17 protein-coding genes are annotated in these 17,922 nt (G+C 74.1%); 6 read left to right on the top strand and 11 right to left on the bottom strand.

What is annotated here, in order from left to right; all coding sequences use genetic code 11:
* Nucleotides 1–142 precede the first annotated feature (142 nt).
* Nucleotides 143–1,732, top strand: coding sequence for an apolipoprotein N-acyltransferase (gene lnt / locus DVA86_RS19070; RefSeq protein WP_208879901.1), 1,590 nt, complete (start codon nt 143–145; stop codon nt 1,730–1,732).
* Here the strand turns inward: lnt and DVA86_RS19065 are convergent.
* Both DVA86_RS19065 and DVA86_RS19060 read right to left on the bottom strand, forming a co-directional pair.
* Nucleotides 1,704–2,609, bottom strand: a complete 906-nt coding sequence (locus DVA86_RS19065) for a Gfo/Idh/MocA family protein (RefSeq protein ID WP_208879900.1) — start codon at nt 2,607–2,609, stop codon at nt 1,704–1,706. The genes lnt and DVA86_RS19065 overlap by 29 nt on opposite strands.
* A gap of 19 nt (nt 2,610–2,628) precedes the next feature.
* Nucleotides 2,629–3,834 (bottom strand): FAD-dependent monooxygenase, encoded by a 1,206-nt coding sequence (locus DVA86_RS19060; RefSeq protein WP_208879898.1) that lies wholly within the window; start codon nt 3,832–3,834, stop codon nt 2,629–2,631.
* A 96-nt stretch (nt 3,835–3,930) separates the two neighbouring features.
* Between DVA86_RS19060 and DVA86_RS19055 the strand changes: the two genes are divergently transcribed.
* A complete protein-coding gene (locus tag DVA86_RS19055; protein ID WP_208879896.1) occupies nt 3,931–4,554 on the top strand; it encodes a TetR/AcrR family transcriptional regulator in 624 nt (207 codons plus the stop codon).
* A 157-nt stretch (nt 4,555–4,711) separates the two neighbouring features.
* Nucleotides 4,712–5,242: a hypothetical protein gene (locus DVA86_RS19050; RefSeq protein ID WP_208879895.1), complete on the top strand. Its 531-nt coding sequence runs from the start codon at nt 4,712–4,714 to the stop codon at nt 5,240–5,242.
* 72 nt (nt 5,243–5,314) lie between these two features.
* Here DVA86_RS19050 and DVA86_RS19045 read toward each other — a convergent pair whose 3' ends face one another.
* The 7 genes from DVA86_RS19045 to DVA86_RS19015 form a co-directional block, all read right to left on the bottom strand.
* On the bottom strand, nt 5,315–5,767 hold the full coding sequence (locus DVA86_RS19045) for a hypothetical protein (RefSeq protein ID WP_208884889.1): 453 nt from the start codon (nt 5,765–5,767) through the stop codon (nt 5,315–5,317).
* 180 nt (nt 5,768–5,947) lie between these two features.
* Nucleotides 5,948–6,619 (bottom strand): uracil-DNA glycosylase, encoded by a 672-nt coding sequence (gene ung / locus DVA86_RS19040; RefSeq protein ID WP_208884887.1) that lies wholly within the window; start codon nt 6,617–6,619, stop codon nt 5,948–5,950.
* Between the two features lie 148 nt (nt 6,620–6,767).
* Nucleotides 6,768–8,354, bottom strand: coding sequence for an ABC transporter substrate-binding protein (locus DVA86_RS19035; protein WP_208879893.1), 1,587 nt, complete (start codon nt 8,352–8,354; stop codon nt 6,768–6,770).
* Nucleotides 8,355–8,651: 297 nt separating this feature from the next.
* Nucleotides 8,652–9,407 carry an SDR family oxidoreductase gene (locus DVA86_RS19030; RefSeq protein ID WP_208879892.1) on the bottom strand — a complete coding sequence of 252 codons (756 nt, stop codon included), beginning with the start codon at nt 9,405–9,407 and terminating at the stop codon, nt 8,652–8,654.
* Between the two features lie 87 nt (nt 9,408–9,494).
* Nucleotides 9,495–10,256, bottom strand: a complete 762-nt coding sequence (fabG, locus tag DVA86_RS19025) for a 3-oxoacyl-ACP reductase FabG (RefSeq protein WP_208879891.1) — start codon at nt 10,254–10,256, stop codon at nt 9,495–9,497.
* 184 nt (nt 10,257–10,440) lie between these two features.
* Complete coding sequence (locus DVA86_RS19020) at nt 10,441–10,821, bottom strand: DUF3037 domain-containing protein (RefSeq protein WP_208879890.1); 381 nt, start codon at nt 10,819–10,821, stop codon at nt 10,441–10,443.
* Nucleotides 10,818–11,675, bottom strand: a complete 858-nt coding sequence (locus DVA86_RS19015) for a HipA family kinase (RefSeq protein ID WP_208879889.1) — start codon at nt 11,673–11,675, stop codon at nt 10,818–10,820. The genes DVA86_RS19020 and DVA86_RS19015 overlap by 4 nt, the downstream gene beginning before the upstream one ends.
* A gap of 57 nt (nt 11,676–11,732) precedes the next feature.
* Here DVA86_RS19015 and DVA86_RS19010 point away from each other — a divergent pair, with 57 nt between their 5' ends.
* Together DVA86_RS19010 and DVA86_RS19005 are read left to right on the top strand one after the other, a co-directional pair.
* A complete protein-coding gene (locus DVA86_RS19010) occupies nt 11,733–13,847 on the top strand; it encodes a S9 family peptidase (protein ID WP_208879888.1) in 2,115 nt (704 codons plus the stop codon).
* Between the two features lie 63 nt (nt 13,848–13,910).
* On the top strand, nt 13,911–14,360 hold the full coding sequence (locus tag DVA86_RS19005) for a Rieske (2Fe-2S) protein (RefSeq protein WP_208879887.1): 450 nt from the start codon (nt 13,911–13,913) through the stop codon (nt 14,358–14,360).
* Between the two features lie 151 nt (nt 14,361–14,511).
* Here DVA86_RS19005 and DVA86_RS19000 read toward each other — a convergent pair whose 3' ends face one another.
* Nucleotides 14,512–15,417, bottom strand: coding sequence for a LysR family transcriptional regulator (locus tag DVA86_RS19000; protein WP_208879886.1), 906 nt, complete (start codon nt 15,415–15,417; stop codon nt 14,512–14,514).
* Nucleotides 15,418–15,490: 73 nt separating this feature from the next.
* Here DVA86_RS19000 and DVA86_RS18995 point away from each other — a divergent pair, with 73 nt between their 5' ends.
* The gene (locus DVA86_RS18995; protein WP_208879884.1) at nt 15,491–16,495 is read left to right on the top strand and encodes a DMT family transporter; all 1,005 of its coding nucleotides are present in this window, start codon (nt 15,491–15,493) and stop codon (nt 16,493–16,495) included.
* A gap of 40 nt (nt 16,496–16,535) precedes the next feature.
* Here DVA86_RS18995 and DVA86_RS18990 read toward each other — a convergent pair whose 3' ends face one another.
* The gene (locus DVA86_RS18990) at nt 16,536–17,873 is read right to left on the bottom strand and encodes an aminotransferase class I/II-fold pyridoxal phosphate-dependent enzyme (protein ID WP_208879882.1); all 1,338 of its coding nucleotides are present in this window, start codon (nt 17,871–17,873) and stop codon (nt 16,536–16,538) included.
* Nucleotides 17,874–17,922: the final 49 nt, after the last annotated feature.

The following is a 17,922-nucleotide window of genomic DNA, read 5'->3' as shown; positions in this document are numbered from 1 at the left end:
GCACGGTGGGACGCATGCCCTGACGCTGCGAGACCAAACCGTTATCCGGCCGTCGAACTCTGATCGATCTTCCGCGGCGCCGCTCCGCGTACGGGTGTGAGCTGCGGGGTACCGGCCACACACCGAGGCAAGGAGGCGCGGTATGCGGATGTCGCTGGACTCGCCGTGGTCGCGCGGCGCGTTCGCGCTCGGGGCCGGAGCGCTGCCGGCGCTCACCTTCCCCGCGCCTTCGCTCTGGTGGTTCGCGCCGTTCGCCCTGGTGCCGTGGCTCCTGCTGCTGCGCTCCGCGCCCACACCCCGGCGGGCCGGGCTGGAAGGCTGGGCCGGGGGTACGGGCTTCATGCTCGCGGTCCACCACTGGCTGCTGCCGAACCTGCACGTCTTCCTCGCCGTCCTCGCCGCGCTGCTCGGCCTGCTGTGGCTGCCGTGGGGCCGGCTCGTACGGCGGCTGCTGCACGGGAGCGCCGGGCCCGTACGGTTGGCCGCCGCGCTCGTCCTGGTGCCCTCGGGCTGGCTGCTGGCGGAGCTCGTCCGCTCCTGGGAGTACCTCGGCGGCCCGTGGGGCCTGCTGGGCGCGAGCCAGTGGCAGGTACCGCCGGCGCTGCGGCTGGCGTCGGTGGGCGGGGTGTGGCTCGTCAGCTTCCTGCTGGTCGCCGTGAACACGGCGGTGGCCGCGCTGTTCGCGCTGCCGTCCGCGCGGGTCGCCGCCGTGGCCGCGGTCACCGCGGTGGCGGCGGGCACGGGCGCCGTGTGGACGTGGGCGCCCGCGCCGGAGGAGGACGGGCGGCTGCGCGTGGCCGTCGTACAGCCGGGCGGTACGCCGTCGCCGGAGGCCCGCTTCGCGCGCAGCGAGCAGCTGACCCGGCAACTGGCGGGCCGCGGCGCGGACCTGGTGGTCTGGGGCGAGAGCAGCGTCGGCTTCGACCTGCGGGGCTACCCCGGGCTGGAGCGGCGGCTCGCGGCGCTCTCCCGCGAGACGGGCGCGGAGCTGCTGGTGAACGTGGACGCGCGCGGCGCGGGCCGGCCCGGCATCTTCAAGTCCTCGGTGCTGGTCGGCCCGCAGGGGGTGACCGGGCAGCGCTACGACAAGATGCGGCTGGTTCCGTTCGGCGAGTACGTCCCGTTCCGGTCGGCGCTCGGCTGGGCGACGTCCGTGGGGCGCGCGGCGGGAGAGGACCGGCGGCGCGGTGAGGAACCGGTGGTGGAGTGGGCGGGCGGCGTCCGTACGGGCCCGCTGATCTGCTTCGAGTCGGCGTTCCCGGACATGAGCCGGCGGCTGGTGCAGGACGGGGCGCGGCTCCTGGTCGCGCAGTCCTCGACCTCGACGTTCCAGCACAGCTGGGCGCCGCAGCAGCACGCCTCGCTCGCGGCGCTGCGCTCGGCGGAGAGCTGGCGCCCGATGGTGCACGCGACGCTGACCGGGGAGAGCGCGGTGTACGGGCCGCGCGGCGAGCCCGTCGGCGAGCGGCTGGGCACGGACGCCGGCGCCGCGCGGGTGTACACGGTGCCGCTGGCTTCGGGCACCAGCCCGTACGTGCGCTTCGGCGACTGGGTCGTGTACGGCGCGCTGGGCTCGCTCGCGCTGTTCTGCGGCGCGCTGGGGGTGCGGCGGGCGCGGCGTACGGAAACCCCGCGTACGGGCGCGCGTACGGGCGCGGAGGCGGCACGTACGGACGGGGCGTCCGGCGGCCGGTCCCGGCCGTTCAGCCGGCCTGGTCCTGGACGGAGTTGACGACCCGTTCGCACAACTCGTGGGTGCGCAGCGCGTCCTGAGCCGACAGCAGCTTCCCCGCGCGCACCGCGTCGAGGAAGGCGAGCACGACCTGCTCGATGCCGCGCTGCCGGGCGACGGGCACCCAGTCGCCGCGCCTGCGGACGCTGGGCTGGCCCTTGTGGTCGACGATCCCGGCGAGGTCGCGCACCTCGCGCTTGGCGTCCTGCCCGGACACCTCGAGGATCTCCTCGGCGGAACCGGAGAGCCGGTTCATGGCGCCGATGGCGGTGAACCCGTCGCCGGCGAGCTGCAGCACGACGTGGTGCAGCAGCCCGTCCCGTACGCGCCCGCGCACGCTGACGTGGTCCGCGGTGCCGGGGGCCAGGAAGCGGAGGGTGTCGACGACGTGGACGAAGTCGTCGTAGACCATCCGGCGCGGGTCCTCGGGGAGGCCGACGCGGTGCTTCTGCAGCAGGATCAGGTCGCGGGGGTGCTCGAGGCACTGGGCGTAGCCGGGCGCGTAACGCCGGTTGAAGCCGACGGCGAGCGACACGCGGCGGTCGTCGGCGAGGCGCACCATGCGGTCGGCGTCGGCGAGTTCGTACGCGAGGGGCTTGTCCACGTACGTCGGGATGTCCGCTTCGAGCAGGCGCGTGACGAGTTCGGGGTGCGCCGCGGTCGCCGCGTGGACGAACGCGGCGTCGGGGCGCTCGCCGAGCAGACCGTCCAGGGTGCCGTGCCGGTGCTCGCGGGGCACGCGGTGGGCGTCGCCGAGCCGCTGCAGGACGGCCGGGTCCCGGGTGACGAGGTGCGGCTCCAGCCCGGGCTGGGCGGTGAGCACGGGCAGGTACGCCTTCTCGGCGATGCCGCCGAGCCCGATGATGCCGACCTTCACGCTGCTCCCCCTGGAACCGTCAGGACGCTGGCTGCTGTGTCCCGGCAGCATACGTCCGCTGCGGCGGGCTCCAGTCGGCGATCCCGTCGAGAGCGCGCAGAACAAGCCGCGGGCCGAGCCGGTTGACGGCGACGGCGGCCGCGTCGCGCAGGGCGCAGCCGGCGGCCGAGCGGACGGTGACCGCCCGCGCGGCGCTGCCGGACCGGCGTACGACGCGCATGGTGCGGGGCAGCCGGTCGGCGGTGTAGGCGGCGAGGTCCGCGGCGCCGGGCGGCGCGTGGTGGGCGAGGACGACGGCGTCCTCGGCGGCCTGGTTGCCGCCCTGGCCGAGGCTGGGGGTCATGGGGTGGGCGGCGTCGCCGAGAAGGGCGACGCGGCCGTGGTGGTACGCGGGCAGCGGCGCGGCCGTCTCGTACACGTCGGTGCGCAGTACGGACTCGGGGGCGACGGCGTCGAGCAGGGCGGGCACGGGGTCGTGCCAGCCGCCGAACAGGCGCCTGAGCTCGGCGTGTTCACTGTCCGGCACGCGTTCTCCGGCGGGCACGGCGGCCGACGCGTACGCGTAGACGCGGACGTCGGGCAGCGGCTGGCTGCCCCAGCCGAGGCCGCGGCCCCAGGTCTCGTGCGGGAGCACCTCCGCCCCGGCGGGCGCGGGGACGACGAACCGCCAGGTGGTGAAGCCCGCGTAGCGCGGCTCGGGGTGGTGCGGGAACAGCGCGCGGCGGGCGGCGGAGTGGATGCCGTCGGCGGCGACGACGAGACCGGCCTCGACGCCGTCGTCGTACGGGCCGCCGTCCGTACGCACCGTCGCGGGGCGGCCGGCCGCGCCGGGATCGGTGACCTCGGCGGGGGCGCCGGTGCGTACCGCGCCGTCCGGCAGCGCGCGGGCCAGCAGTTCGATCAGCTCGGCGCGGTGGAGCAGGACAAGGGGGCCGCCGAAGCGTTCGGCGGCGGCCTGATTGCTCGTACGGGAGAGCCAGCGGCCGGAGGGGGTGCGCAGGCCGCCCTCGGTGTGCCAGGCGGTACGGGCGCGGGCGGCGTCACCGGCGCCGATCACGTCGAGGGCGCGCAGCCCGTTGGGGGCGAGGGAGATGCCCGCGCCGACGGGTTCGAGGCGCGCGGCGCGCTCCAGCACGGTGACCCGCCAGCCGCGGCGGTGCAGCGCGGCGGCCGCGGTCAGTCCGCCGACTCCGGCTCCGATGACGACGGCCCGGTTCGCGGCCATGGCGGCTCCCTTCGACCGGTTCACTACATCTGTAGTGCACGCTACTACAGGTGCGGCGGCGGCACTACAGGTGTAGCGGCGGCGTACCGTGCCTCCATGACCAGCCGCACCACCGCCCCCGCCGGCCCGGGTTCCGCTGGCTCCTCCCCCACCCGCGCCGAGCTCGTCGCCGACACCGCCCTCGGCCTGCTCGCCGAACGCGGCATGCGCGGGCTCACCCACCGCGCGGTCGACGAGGCCGCCGGCCTCCCCCAGGGCTCCACCTCGAACCACGCCCGCACCCGTGCGGCGCTGCTGGAGGCGGCACTGCGGCGGCTCGCCGTACGGGAGGCCGCGCTGCTCACGCCCCAGGAGATGCCCGAACCCGGCGCAGGGGCCGCCGGACTGGCGGAGCTGCTCGCGGTCGCCCTGCACCGGCATCTGGCCGGACATCCCGAACTGACCCTCGCCCGCTACGAACTGGCCCTGGAGGCCACGCGGCGGCCCGAACTGCGCGCCCTCTACGACCGGATCGGGATCAGCGCGTTCCGCGAACCGCTGGCCGCCCTGCTGCGAGGGGCCGGTTCGGCGGAGCCGGAACGGCACGCGCTGTCCGTGGTGGCCTGGTGCGACGGGATGATGTTCTCCTGCTCGGCCGGGGCGCACCACACGCGGGTGCCGACGCTGGAGGAGCTGCGCGCGGGGGCACGCGAGCTGCTGCGCGGAATACTCGGCGGCTAGGCGGCTGGATAGGCGGCGGTCGGCAGCCGGGGACCGGGCCGCCCGGCCGACCGGCCGCCGGGGACGGTGCCGGGGACCCCAACGGCAGCCCCGCGCACGGGAGTTCACTCCTGCGGGGACTGTCCCCGGGGACGTGCCGGGCAGCAGAGTTGCCCGGGTGCGACGGATGACGGAGGCGCTGCTGCTGACGGGTCTCGCCGTGTCGGTCCTGTCGGGCTGCGTGACGGCCTCCGGACGGCCGGAACCGGACGGCGTACGCGGACCTGGGCACGCCCCGGGCGCGCCTCCGGTGGACGGCGCCGCCGCCCGGACCGTACGGCCGCCGCTGCCGCGCGAGGGCCTGTCCCGGCCCGAGCCGGCGCGGTCCCGGGCCGCTTCTCCCGCCGCACGGACGCCGTCCGGCGGGCCGGAGCACGCACCCGCGCCCGGCACCCGTACGCCCGCGGCCCCGGCAGCGGGTGCCGCGCCGGCTCCCGCCCGTGACGCGCCGGAAGGCCGGGCCCCCGACCGGGCGCCCGAGCGGCCACCGGGGCGGCCGCAGGGCCCGCGGCCCGGGCCGGCCGCCCAGCCCGCACGCGGCGGGGGCGGCGGTCCGGGGCCCGGCGTGTGCGACCTCGGCGAGCGCTACGGCCGCTGGGACCCGGACAGCACCCAGGCCCGCATCTGCCGCGGCGCGTACGGCCGCTGACCGCCGCGGGTCCCGTCCGGCGGCCGGCCCGGTCCGCCGCGGCTCCCCCTACGCCGCCGGGCACCCTTCCGCCTACGGCCTCTGGTCCATTCCGGCGAGGCGCAGCTCCAGCCGGTCGATGGCGGCTCTGATGCCCTGTCCGTAGTCGTCGTGCGCCAGCTCCGCCGCGGTGCCGCGCGCCAGGAGCAGCTCGCGGCGCGCGGCGCGGGTGTCGTGGAGCTTCACGTGGTCGGCCGCGAGGTTGAGGTGGAGGGAGGGATAGAGCGCCCGCACCGCCAGCTCGTGCCGCCCCCACGCCACCCGCTCCCCCGACAGCGCGTCGGCGGCTGCCAGCGCCCGGCGGTCCCACTCCAGCTCGTCGGCGGGGTGGTCCTGGGTGTCCGCCATGTAGTGCGCGATGGTGCAGCGGTGGAACAGCGCCGCCTCGTCCTCGCCGGCCTCCTCCCACAGCCGCGCGAAGCGGTTGCGTGCCTCCTCGCGGTCGCCACCGCGGTGCAGGATGATCGCCTGACCGATACGGGTCATCAGAGCGCCCTCGTCCCCGGACGTCTCCCGCTGCTGCTCCGCCACCGGCTCCTCCTGGTCCTGGCTGCGCGTACGGACGGCGTACGGACTTCGCACCCCGGTCCTTCCGACGCTAGCCGGTGGCACTGACAACCGCGCTCCGCACACGGCCCCCGGGACCCGCGGCCCGGCTCCCGGAGCTCAGCTCCCGAGGTCGGGAATGCGCCAGTCGACGGGCGTGTGCCCGTGCTCGGCCACCGCGTGGTCGATCTGGCTGAACGGCCGCGACCCGAAGAACTTCTTCGCGGACAGCGGCGACGGGTGCGCGCCCTGCACCACCGTGTGCCGTCCGGTGTCGATGAGCGGCAGCTTCTTGCGCGCGTACGCCCCCCAGAGCACGAACACCGCGGGGTCGGCGCGGTCCGCGACCGCCCGGATCACGGCGTCGGTGAAGGTCTCCCAGCCCTTGCCCTTGTGCGAGTTGGCCTCGCCGGCCCGCACCGTCAGCACGGCGTTGAGCAGCAGCACGCCCTGCCGGGCCCACGGCATCAGATAGCCGTTGTCGGGCACGGGGTGGCCGAGGTCGTCCCGCAGCTCCTTGTAGATGTTCCGGAGCGACGGCGGCGTCCGCACGCCGGGCCGCACGGAGAAGCACAGGCCGTGGCCCTGCCCCTCCCCGTGGTACGGATCCTGGCCCAGGACCAGCACCTTGACCTCGTCGTACGGGGTGGCGTCGAGGGCGGCGAAGACCTCCTCGCGAGGCGGGTAGACCGGACCGCGCGCCCGTTCCTCCTCGACGAACTCGGCGAGCTCCTTGAAGTACGGCTTCTCCAGCTCTTCGCCGAGGACGTCCTGCCAGGACTCGGGCAGCATGCCGTTCACGCCTCAACCTCCGGTATGTGCGGGCTCGTTGCTTCGTTCTGCACTGCCCGAACGTACCGGTGGCCACTGACAACCCGGCCGCCGAGACCGGCGGAATCCGGCCCTCCGCCAGGCCCGCCGCACCCCGTGCAACCGGCTGCTACCAGCTGGACTTCCGGCTCAGCTCCCACATCTTCATGATGATCGACGGGTCGAGGCACCACTCGACGCCCGCGACGTCCTTCCGGGCGGCCAGGAACACCTTGCCCTGCCACAGCGGCAGCAGCCTGGCGTCCTCCGCGAGGATCTTCTGCGCACTGGTGAACGCGCGCCCCGCCACCCCACGGTCGCTCTCCTTGCGGGACTGCGGCAGCAGGTCCTCGGTGAGCCGGGTGTTCTCGTACGGGGTGCTCATCGCGTTGTTCTCGCCGACGAACGGCGAGACGTAGTTGTCCGCGTCCGGGAAGTCGGGGAACCAGCCCCGGCCGAACACCGGGTACTCGCCCTTGGCGTAGCCCGCCTGGAACTCGTTCCACTGCCGGCCCTTGACGGTGATGTCGAACAGTCCGGAGTCCTCGAGCTGCCGCTCGATCTCCTTGAACTCGCCCTGGGTCGTGGCGCCGTACCGGTCGGTGGGGTACCAGAGGGTGAGGGAGACCTTCTCGTCGATGCCCGCCGACTTCAGCGTCTCCTCCGCCTTCGACTTGCTGGGCTCGCCGTACTCGTCGTAGTACGCGTTCGTGTGCCCGGTGATGCCGGCGGGGACCATCGAGTAGAGCGGCTCCGCGGTCCGCTCGTAGACGTTGCGCACCAGCGCCTTGCGGTCGATGAGCTGCGCGATCGCCCTGCGTACGGCGGGCTTGCCGGCGGCGTCGAACTTCGGGTTGAAGACGAGGTAGCGGATCTCCGTGCCGGTCATCTCGCTCAGGTCGATGTTGTCGGCGCCCTCGGCTCCGGCCTTCCGCAGGTCCGTCACCTGAGCGGGGGTCAGACCGCGGAGCGTCAGGTCGATGTCGCCGCCCTTGAGCGCCTTCACCATCGGCTCGGAATCCTTGAAGTAGCGGATCGTGACGCCGTCGTTCTTGATCTTGGCCGCGCCCTGGTAGTTCGCGTTCTTCGCGAGGACGGACTCGCGGCGCTCCTTGTAGCTCTCCAGCTCGTACGGGCCGGAACCGACGATCTTCGTGCCCTTCAGCAGGCTGTCCGCCGGGTAGACCTCGGGGTCGACGAGCGCGGTGGCCGGGGTGGCGAGGATGAACGGGAAGGTCGCGTCGGACTTCTTCAAGTGGAAGACGACCGTGCTCTCGTCGGGTGTCTCGACCCGGTCCAGGCTGCCCAGCAGAGCGGCCGGGCCGGTGTCCGCGTCGATTTTCAGGATCCGCTCGAAGGAGAACTTGACCGCCTTGGCATCCAGCGCGTTCCCGTTGGAGAATTTTATCCCCTCACGGAGAGTGCACCGGTAGACGCGGCTCGCGGAGTCGGTGAACTGGCAGCGCTTCGCGGCGTCGGGTTCCGGAGAACTGCTCGAGTTCGGAAAGTGCATCAGCGTCTGGTAGATATTCCGGAACAGCTCCCAGGAACCGTCCCAGGCCGCGGCCGGGTCCAGCACGCTGGGCGCGCTGGTCGTGCCGACCACCAGGGGCTCGTCCTCCTCGTCGTCACCGCCGGGCAGCACGCCGCAGCCGGCGAGCAGTACCGCTATGAGCACGGCGACAGTCGTTTTCAGGGGTCCGTTCCGGTCGAACACTTACGAGCTCCTCGGTCGGCGGGGCCACCAGTGCGGATGCGATGCGTGAGGGAGTCGCCCGTCGGCCGGTTGTTTGCGCTCTTCTGCACCCACTTGTCCCGTAGAGGGGTGGTGCCACACGCGGACCCGCTGGCCGGAGGCGAGAGTGACCATACCGCAGCATCCGGCCAAGTAGCATGCACAGATCAACTGTTTGGTACGGCCATTTTCTTTCCCGCAATGCAACCCCGGTGCCCGTCCACGGGGGACAGCCACCGGGGCCGTACTCACTGCTGTCCGTTATTCGATACCGGATTATCAGACTCCGGCATTGAGGAACAACCCGCCGTCGACCACCAATGTCTGTCCGGTGATCCAGCCCGCCTCCCCGGAGGTGAGGAACGCGACCACGCCGCCGATGTCGTCCGGAGCGCCCAGCCGCCCCATCGGGTAGCGCGCGGCGGCCTCCTCCTCGCGGCCCTCGTACAGGGCGACGGCGAACTTCGTCTTGACGACGGCCGGCGCCAGCGCGTTGACGCGTACGACAGGCGCGAACTCGTGCGCCAGCTGCTGCGAGAGGTTGACCATCGCGGCCTTGCTCATGCCGTACGCGCCGACGAACGGCGAGGCGTTCAGCCCGGCGATGGACGCGATGTTGACGATGGAGCCGCCGTTGTCCCGCTGCCAGGCCGCCCACGTACGCTGCGCGAAGCCGAGCGCGGAGATCACGTTCGTCTCGAACACCTTGCGCGCGACGCCGAGGTCCAACTCCGCCATGGGGCCGAACACCGGGTTCGTGCCCGCGTTGTTGACCAGGTGGTCGATCCGGCCGTACGCCTCCATCACGCGCTCGACCGCGGCCGCCTGGTGCGCCTCGTCATGCGCCTTCCCGACCACGTACATCGCGCGGTCGGCGCCCAGCCGCTCCACCGCTTCCTTCAGCGCGTCCTCGTTCCGCCCGGTGACGCAGACCCGGTCGCCCCTGGCAACCAGGGCCTCCGCGATGCCGTATCCGATGCCGCGGCTGCCGCCCGTGACGAGGGCGACCTCTCCGGTGTCCCGCTGCTCTGCCATGCCGCTCCGCTTCCGTTCCGTGCCCGATTCCACATGCGCGTCCGTACGGTGGCCGTGCCGCCGGTGCCGGCGGCGCGCGCACGCTCGTCAGTTGAGCGGTCCGCCGGCCACGTAGATGACCTGGCCCGACACGAAGCCCGCGGCGTCGCCGGTGAAGAAGGCGATGGCGTTGGCGACGTCCTCGGGCCTGCCGACGCGCTGTACGGGGATCTGGGAGGCGGCCGCCGCCTGGAAGTCCTCGAATCCCATGCCGACGCGCTCGGCGGTGGCCGCCGTCATGTCCGTGGCGATGAAGCCGGGGGCGACGGCGTTCGCGGTGATGCCGAACTTGCCGAGCTCCTTGGCGAGCGTCTTGGTGAAGCCCTGCATGCCGGCCTTCGCCGCCGCGTAGTTGACCTGCCCGCGGTTGCCGAGCGCGGAGCTGGACGACAGGTTCACGACGCGGCCCCAGCCCGCGTCGACCATGTGCGACTGGCAGGCGCGGGTCATCAGGAAGGCGCCGCGCAGATGGACGTTCATGACCGTGTCCCAGTCCGAATCGCTCATCTTGAACAGCAGGTTGTCGCGGAGCACGCCCGCGTTGTTCACGAGGACGGTCGGCGCGCCGAGCTCCGCCGCGACCCGCTCGACGGCCGCTTCGGCCTGGGCCGAGTCGGACACGTCGCAGCCGAAAGCGGCCGCGGTGCCGCCCGCCGCGGTGATCTGCTCGACGGTCTCCTTGCAGGCCGCCTCGTCGAGGTCGAGCACGGCGACCGTACGGCCCTCGGCCGCCAGCCGTACGGCGGTGGCCGCGCCGATCCCTCGGGCCGCGCCGGTGACGATCGCGACGCGCTGCTCGGTGCTGGACATGCTGTTCTCCTCGCCCTGTCAATGATGAGCAACCGCTTAGTAGGTTCGCATGCGTGACGCTAGAAGGCCGGGCACTCCGTGTCAACGGGTGCCCTGGTCAACGGCGTACGGGCGCGGGTGCCCGTACGGGATGCGCTGAGCGCCGGCGTCCGCACCGGCGCAGGACAGCACCGTACGCCCGCGCTCAGCGCACCAGCAGGTCCAGCAGCCGTTCGGCCTCCGCAGCCGGGTCGGCGGTGAGCCCCGTGTGCACGGGGCCGGGCTGTACGACCGTGCTCCGGGGCGCGATCAGCCACCGGAAGCGCCGTCCCGCGTCGTCACCCGCCGCCTGCCCCGCCGCGTCGCCGCCCCGGCAGACGCACTCCGCGGCGTGCAGCGCGGCGCGTACGCCCGCCACGTCGGCCGCCGGGTCGAGCGCCCGCAGCCGATCCTCGTCCAGGTGCGTGCGGGCGGTGACGAACGAGTGCGCGCGGCAGTACAGCACGACCCCCGCGTTGATCCGCTCACCGCGCTCCACGCGCGGGACAACGTGCAGCAGCGCGTACTCGAAGACCTCGCGTTTCACCGCGCACCGCCTCCCTCGCGCCCGGCGCGGCCGCCCGGCAGCGGGCGTCCGGAGCCGCCCGTGAGCCAGCCGGGCGCCTGCGACGGCCGGTCCGGGCTGGGCGGGCCGATGGTGACGCGTTCGTGGAGCCCGTCCGCACGGGCCGTCAGCACCTCCACGTACGCGGCGCGCAGCGCGTCCGGTGCCGCGAAGCCGGGCTCGTCGAGCAGCCACTCGTCGGGCACGTCGGCTGCGCACTCCGCGAGGAGTTCCGCGGTGACCCTCGGGGCCAGTTCGCGGGCGGCGGCCGCGAGGTCGGGCGCGAAGGGGGCGAGGGCGTGGTCGGAGGCGTCGTACGGGCGGCCCGCCGCGGCCTGGGCGGTGGGCCAGTTGTGGTGCCAGATCATGGCGGCGCCGTGGTCGATGAGCCACAGGTCGCCGTGCCACACCAGCAGGTTGGGGTTGCGCCAGGACCGGTCGACGTTGTTCACCAGCGCGTCGAACCAGACGACACGCCCGGCCTCTTCGGCGCTCACCTCGTACGCGAGCGGGTCGAAGCCGATCGAGCCGGGCAGGAAGTCCATGCCCAGGTTGAGGCCGCCGCTCGCCTTCAGCAGCTCCTGCACCTCCTCGTCCGGCTCGCTCAGGCCGATGACCGGATCGAGTTGGACCCCCACCAGCTCCGGCACCCGCAGGCCGAGGCGCTGCGCGAGGCGGCCGCAGATCGCCTCGGCGACGAGCGTCTTGCGGCCCTGCCCGGCGCCGGCGAACTTGGTGACGTACGTCCCGAGATCGTCAGCCTCGAGGAGCCCGGGGAGCGAGCCGCCCTCCCGCAGCGGGGTGACGTAGCGGGTCGCGGTGACTTCAGGGAGCATTCCGCCAGGTTAGACGGCATCCTTCCGTGGTCACGCGGCGGATGCGACAGTCTCGCCATGCATACGGACAACGACGCCCCCCACACCCTCCGCGCCCCCGACTTCCCCCGCCAGTACGCGCGCACCCGCCGCTTCTCCCTCGGCGAGGTGCGCGATCTGACGGTGTCACCGGACGGCGAACGGGTGCTGTTCGTCCGTACGGTGAGCGGCAGCGACCCGGTGGGCCGGCTGTGGCAGTGGAAGGACGGCGGCGAGCGGCTGCTCGCCGACCCGCGCACCCTCGGCGTCGTCACGGGCACGCCCAGCGCGCGGGAGCAGGCCCGCCGCGAACGGGTCCGGGAGCAGTCCGCCGGGCTCACCGCGTACGCGACGGACGCCGCCGCCGAACTCGCCGTCTTCGCGCTCGGCGGCGCGCTGTGGGCGGTGCGCACCCGCGAGCACGAGGCCGCCCCGTTCCCGGTGCCCGCGCACGGCCCGGTGCTCGATCCGCGGCCCTCCCCCGACGGGCGGCTCATCGCGTACGTCACCGGCGGCGCGCTCCGTGTCGTCGCCCCGGACGGCAGCGGCGACCGGGAGCTGGCGGCACCGGAGGACGGCGAGGTGACGTACGGGCTCACCGACTACGTCTCCGCCGAGTCGATGGGCCGCATGCGGGGCTTCTGGTGGGCGCCGGACTCGTCCGCGCTGCTCGTCGCGCGCGTCGACACGTCTCGCGTGGCGCGCCGCTACCTCACCGACCCGTCCCAGCCGCACCTGCCGCCGCGCGTGCTGCGCTACCCGGCCGCCGGCACGCCCAACGCCGACGTCTCGCTGCACGTGTTCCGGCTGGACGGGGGGCGCACCGAAGTGGACTGGGACCACGGCGCCTTCGAGTACGTCCCCGCCGCGGGCTGGGACGCCCACGGCCCGCTCGCCGCCGTGCAGAGCCGGGACCAGCAGGCGCTGCGGGTGCTCGCCGTCGACCCGGACAGCGGGGCAACCCGGACGCTCGCCGAACAGCGCGACAAGCACTGGGTGGAGCTCGTGCCGGGCACCCCGTGCCGTACGGCGTCGGGCGCGCTGGTCGACCCGTACGAGAGCGGCGACACCCGCGGGCTGCGCGTCGGCAGCGACGCGGTCACCCCGGCGGGGCTGCAGCTGAGGGACGTGCTCGGCACGGACGGCGACGCCGTGCTGTTCACCGCGAGCGACGACCCCGCCGAGCGGCACGTGTGGCGCTACGCCCGGGACACCGGCTGCGTACGGCTGAGCGAGGCGCCGGGGATCCACGGGGCGGCGTACGGCGGCGGCACGGTCGTACTGGACGCGCTCGGCCCGGACGGGCAGCGGGTGACGGTGCTGCGGGACGGCGTGCCGGTGGGGACGGTCGAACCGCTGGTTGAGGAGCCGTGCGTACGGCCGCGTCCGGAGCTGCTGTCGCTCGGCGAACGGGAGCTGCGCAGCACGCTGTTCACGCCGTCCTGGTACGAGCCGGGCGCGCCGGGGAGCGAGCCGCTGCCGGTGCTTCTCAGCCCGTACAGCGGGCCCGGGATCCAGCTGGCCGTACGGGCCCGGCTGGCGCAGACGTGCCTGGCGCAGTGGTTCGCGGAGCAGGGGTTCGCGGTGCTCGTCACCGACGGGCGCGGCACTCCGGGGCGCGGCCCGCGATGGGAGAAGACGATCCGCGGCGACCAGCTGACGCCCGTGCTGGAGGACCAGATCGACGCCCTGCGGACGGTGGCCGCCGACCGCCCGTGGCTCGACGCCGGACGGGTGGGCATCCGCGGCTGGTCGTTCAGCGGGGCGCTCGCCGCGGCCGCCGTCATGCGCCACCCGGAGGTGTTCCACGCCGCCGTCGCGGGCGCGCCGCCCACCGACCAGCGGCTGTACGACACGCACTGGAAGGAGCGCTACCTCGGCCACCCCGAGGAGGAGCCGGAGAACTACGCGCGCAGCTCCCTCGTCGGCGAGGCGCACACCCTGCGCCGCCCGCTCCTGCTGGTGCACGGACTCGCGGACGACAACGTGGCGTTCGCGCACACCCTGCGGTTCTCCGCCGCCCTGCTCGCGGCCGGCCGCGAGCACACCGTGCTGCCGCTGCCCGGCGCGTCGCACATGGTGCGCGACGAGGTGGCGGCGGAGCGGCTGCTGACGTACGAACTGCGTTTCCTGCGGAACGCGCTGTGTCGTTGAACGCGGCGGCGTTCCGTTGCGTAAGAAGGTGGGACCGTTCGTGACCAGACAGGGAGCGCCGCCATGACCGAACAGTTCACCTCCCGCCGTACCGTGCTCGCCGCCGCCGGCACCGTCCCGCTCGCCACCACGCTCGCCGCGTGCGGCGACTCGGAGGACTCCGGGGGCACCGGCGACACCGGCGCCGACGGAGGCGAGAAGAGCCCGGGGGCCGGTGAGAGCAAGGGCAAGGAGCTGGGCAGTGCCTCCGAGATCCCGGAGGGCGGGGGCAAGATCTTCAAGTCCGAGAAGGTGGTCGTCACGCAGCCCAGCGCGGGCGAGTACAAGGCGTTCTCGGCGGTCTGCACGCACAAGGGCTGCGTGGTCAGCTCGGTGTCGGACGGCAGCATCGGCTGCGCCTGCCACGGCAGCAAGTTCGACGCCAAGGACGGCGCCGTCACGCAGGGACCGGCGACGAAGGCGCTGCCGGAGGTCAACGTGACGGTCGAGGGCGACAGCATCAAGCTCGCCTGACAGACGGGCTGGCAGACGGGCTGACGTACGGGCAGACCGACGGACGTACGGGAAGCCGGGCTGACGTACGGGCAGTCGAGTCGGCGTACAGACGGGCCGCGGGCCGGAGGCCGTTGCGGGACCGCCGCCACGGAGCCGGCCCGCGCCGCCGTCAGCCGCGGATGTCCGCGGCGGCGCGCTGGAGCGCGCCCACGGCGGCCCGGATCGACGGGCGCCGGTCGGCGTCCGCGCGCCAGATCGCGTAGATGTGCCGCCGCATCGTGTGCCGTACGGGCACCACCACGACGCCCTCGGGCACCGGCCCGCGGCCGAGCCGCGGGGCGACGGCGACACCGAGGCCCTCGGCCACCAGTGCCAGCTGCGTGTGGTGCTCCTCGGCCATGTGCGAGAGCCGCGGCTCGATGCCGTCGCTGCGCAGCGTGAACATGAGCCAGTCGTGGCAGAACTCGCCCTCCGGCCAGGAGACCCACTCGTCGTCGGCGAAGTCGCCCAGCGCGACCTCGCGGCGGTCCGCGAGCCGGTGCGTGGCGGGCATCGCGACATCGGCGATGTCGTCGTGCAGCGGCGCCTTGGCGAGGCCGCCGGGCAGCGACAGCGGCCGGTTGTGCCAGTCCAGGACGACGGCGAGGTCGATGTCGCCGCGCACCAGGCGCCCCACGGACTCGTCCGGTTCCATCTCCGACAGCCGGGCGCGCAGCTGCGGGTGGTCGCGGCGCAGGGCCGCCAGCGCGGCGGGGAACAGCCCGCGGGCGGCGGTCGGGAAGGCGCCCAGGAGGAGTTCGCCGACGGCCTGGCCGCGGTGCGCCTCCAGCTCGGCGTGGGCGAGTTCGAGCTGCGACAGCATGCGTTCGGCGTGCCCCGCGAGCAGGCGGCCCGCGTCGGTCAGCCGGACCCCGCGGCCGTTCTTGGCGAGCAGCGGCTGCCCGGTCTCCCGCTCGAGCTTCGCCATCTGCTGGGACACCGCGGAGGTCGTGACGTGCAGTGCTTCGGCCGCGGCGCCCACCGAGCCGTGGCTGGAGATCGCGTGCAGGACGCGCAGACGGTCAAGGCTCAACATGTAAGCAATGCTACGCCATGAGGCAAAGCAATTCTCGCTTGCGCTAATCTTTCGTGAACGACACGGTGGACGCATGCCCGCCGTCACACGGACCTCGTCCGCCGCCGACTCCCCTTCCACTTCCGGTTCCGTTCGGGGTTCCGCCCCGCTCCCCTTCCGTACGGACCGCGCGCGGCCCGCGCTGGACTGGCGCGTACGGTTCGGGGTGCTGTCCCTGGTGTGGGGCTTCAGCTTCCTGCTCATCAAGCTCGGCACGGAGGCGTACGCGCCGCTGCACGTGTCGTTCGGCCGCCTGCTGTTCGGGGCGCTGGTGCTGCTCGCCGTGCTCGCCCTGAAGCGCGAGCGGCTGCCGCGGGGCGGGCGGCTGTGGGGGCACCTCGCGGTGTCGGCGTTCCTGCTCAACGTCCTGCCGTACTCGCTGTTCGCCTACGCCGAGCTGACCATCCCGTCCACGCTCGCGGGCATCATCAACGCCACCTCCCCGCTGTTCGCCATGCTGCTCTCGCTCGTGGCCCTGTCCGAGGACCGGCCGACGCGCCGCCGCGTGGCGGGCATGGCGATCGGCTTCGCCGGGGTGCTGACCGTCCTCGGCGCGTGGCAGGGCTTCTCGGGGCAGGATCCGGCGGGCACGTGCATGGCGCTGATCGCCGCGGCGAGCTACGCGGTGGGCTGGATGTACGTACGGCGGACGCTGGCCGGCAGCCCGCACTCCCACATGTCCATGTCCAGCGGGCAGTTGCTGCTGGGCACCGCGCAACTGGCCGTCGTACTGCCGCTGTTCACCTCCGTCCCGGACTCGTTCGCCACGGGCCCGCTGCTGGCCGTGGTGGCGCTGGGCGCGCTGGGCACCGGACTGGCGTTCCTGCTGCAGTACGGGCTGGTGGCCGAAGTCGGGCCGACGACCGCGCAGATGGTGACGTACTTCATCCCGGTCATCGCGACCGTCGCGGGCGTCGCGCTGCTCGGCGAGCGGCTCACCTGGAACGCGCCCGTGGGCGCCGCCGTCGTGCTGCTGGGTGCCGCGCTGACGCAGAGCGGGCCGCGCCGGCGCCCCCGTACGGAGCGCGAGAAGCCGTAGGGCGAGGCCACCGGCCGCCCAGCCGTCAGCCGCCCGGCTGTCAGGCGTAGCGGCGTGCCCGGGCCGGGCGCAGCGCCGCCGCGACGTCGGCGGCCAGCGTGCCGGCCTCGGACGCGGACACCAGCGACACCGTCAGCCGCATCCCCTGCGCCGAGCCGAGCCGGAACCGCGCGCCGGGCGCGACCGCCCAGCCCGCGTGCAGCAGCCGGGCGACCGCGCCGGTCTCGTCCGGCACCGGCACCCACACGTTCATGCCGCTGCGGCCGTACGCGGCCACACCGCGCGCGGCCAGCTCCCGTACGAGGGCGTCGCGCCGCTCGCCGTACGCCGCGGACACCGCCGCCCCGTCCACCGTGTCCGTCCGCCACAGGTGCACCACCGCGTCCTGCAGCAGGCGGCTGACCCAGCCGGGCCCGAGCCGCTGCCTGCCGCGTACGCGGTCCACGGTGACCTGGTCGCCGGTGAGGACGGCGAGCCGCAGGTCGGGCCCGTACGCCTTGGCGGTGGAACGCACCAGCGCCCAGTGCCCGTCGCCGCCGCCGGCCGCCAGCGGGTGCAGCGGCAGCGACGTGATGCCGTGCCCGTGGTCGTCCTCGATGAGCAGCGCCTCCGGATGCGCGGCGAGCACCGCACGGAGCGCGGCGGCGCGGCCGGCGGTGACCGCGGCGCCGGTCGGGTTCTGGGCGCGGCTGGTGACGACGAACGCCCGCGCACCCTCCCGCAGCGCGCGTTCGGCCGCGTCGGGCAGCGGCCCCTCGTCGTCGAGGGCGACGGGGACGGGCCGCAGCCCGAGCGCGGGAACGAGGTCGAGCAGGCTGCCCCAGCCGGGGTCCTCCACGGCCACCGGGTCGCCGGGCCTGAGATGTGCCGCCAGGACGCGTTCGATGGCGTCGAGCGCGCCGGAGGTGACGGCGACCGGGCCGCCGGGGACGCCGTCGGCGGCGAGCGCTTGCCGTGCCGCGTCGGCCAGTTCGGGCGTGACGTCGGAGGCGCCGTACAGCACGGGCTGCCGTGCGGCGCGTGCCGCGGCGGCGGCCAGCGCCCCGTCCAGCGGGGGCAGCAGCCGGGGGTCGGGGTTGCCCGTGGAGATGTCGCGTACGCCGGGCGGCGGCTCGACGCGGATCTCCTCGCGCGGCGTGGTGGCGGGGCGCGCACGGACCCTGCTGCCGCGCCGGCCCGCGGTCTCGATCACGCCGCGCTCGCGCAGCGTGCGGTACGCGGCGGCGACGGTGTTCGGGTTGACGCCCAGCTCCGCGGCGAGGTCCCGCATGGGCGGCAGCGACTGCCCCGGCACCAGCTCGCCGGAGCCGACGCCGTGCTCGACGCTGGCCGCGATATCGACTGCGCGCCGCCCCTCGATCCTGTATTCTCCTAGCACAAAGAAGATTATGCACTAGTGCAATATGAACCGCAAGACAGCGTCGCAG

This window comes from Streptomyces armeniacus (assembly GCF_003355155.1).
GTDB lineage: Bacteria > Actinomycetota > Actinomycetes > Streptomycetales > Streptomycetaceae > Streptomyces > Streptomyces armeniacus.
This window is presented reverse-complemented; position numbering and strand designations above follow the sequence as displayed.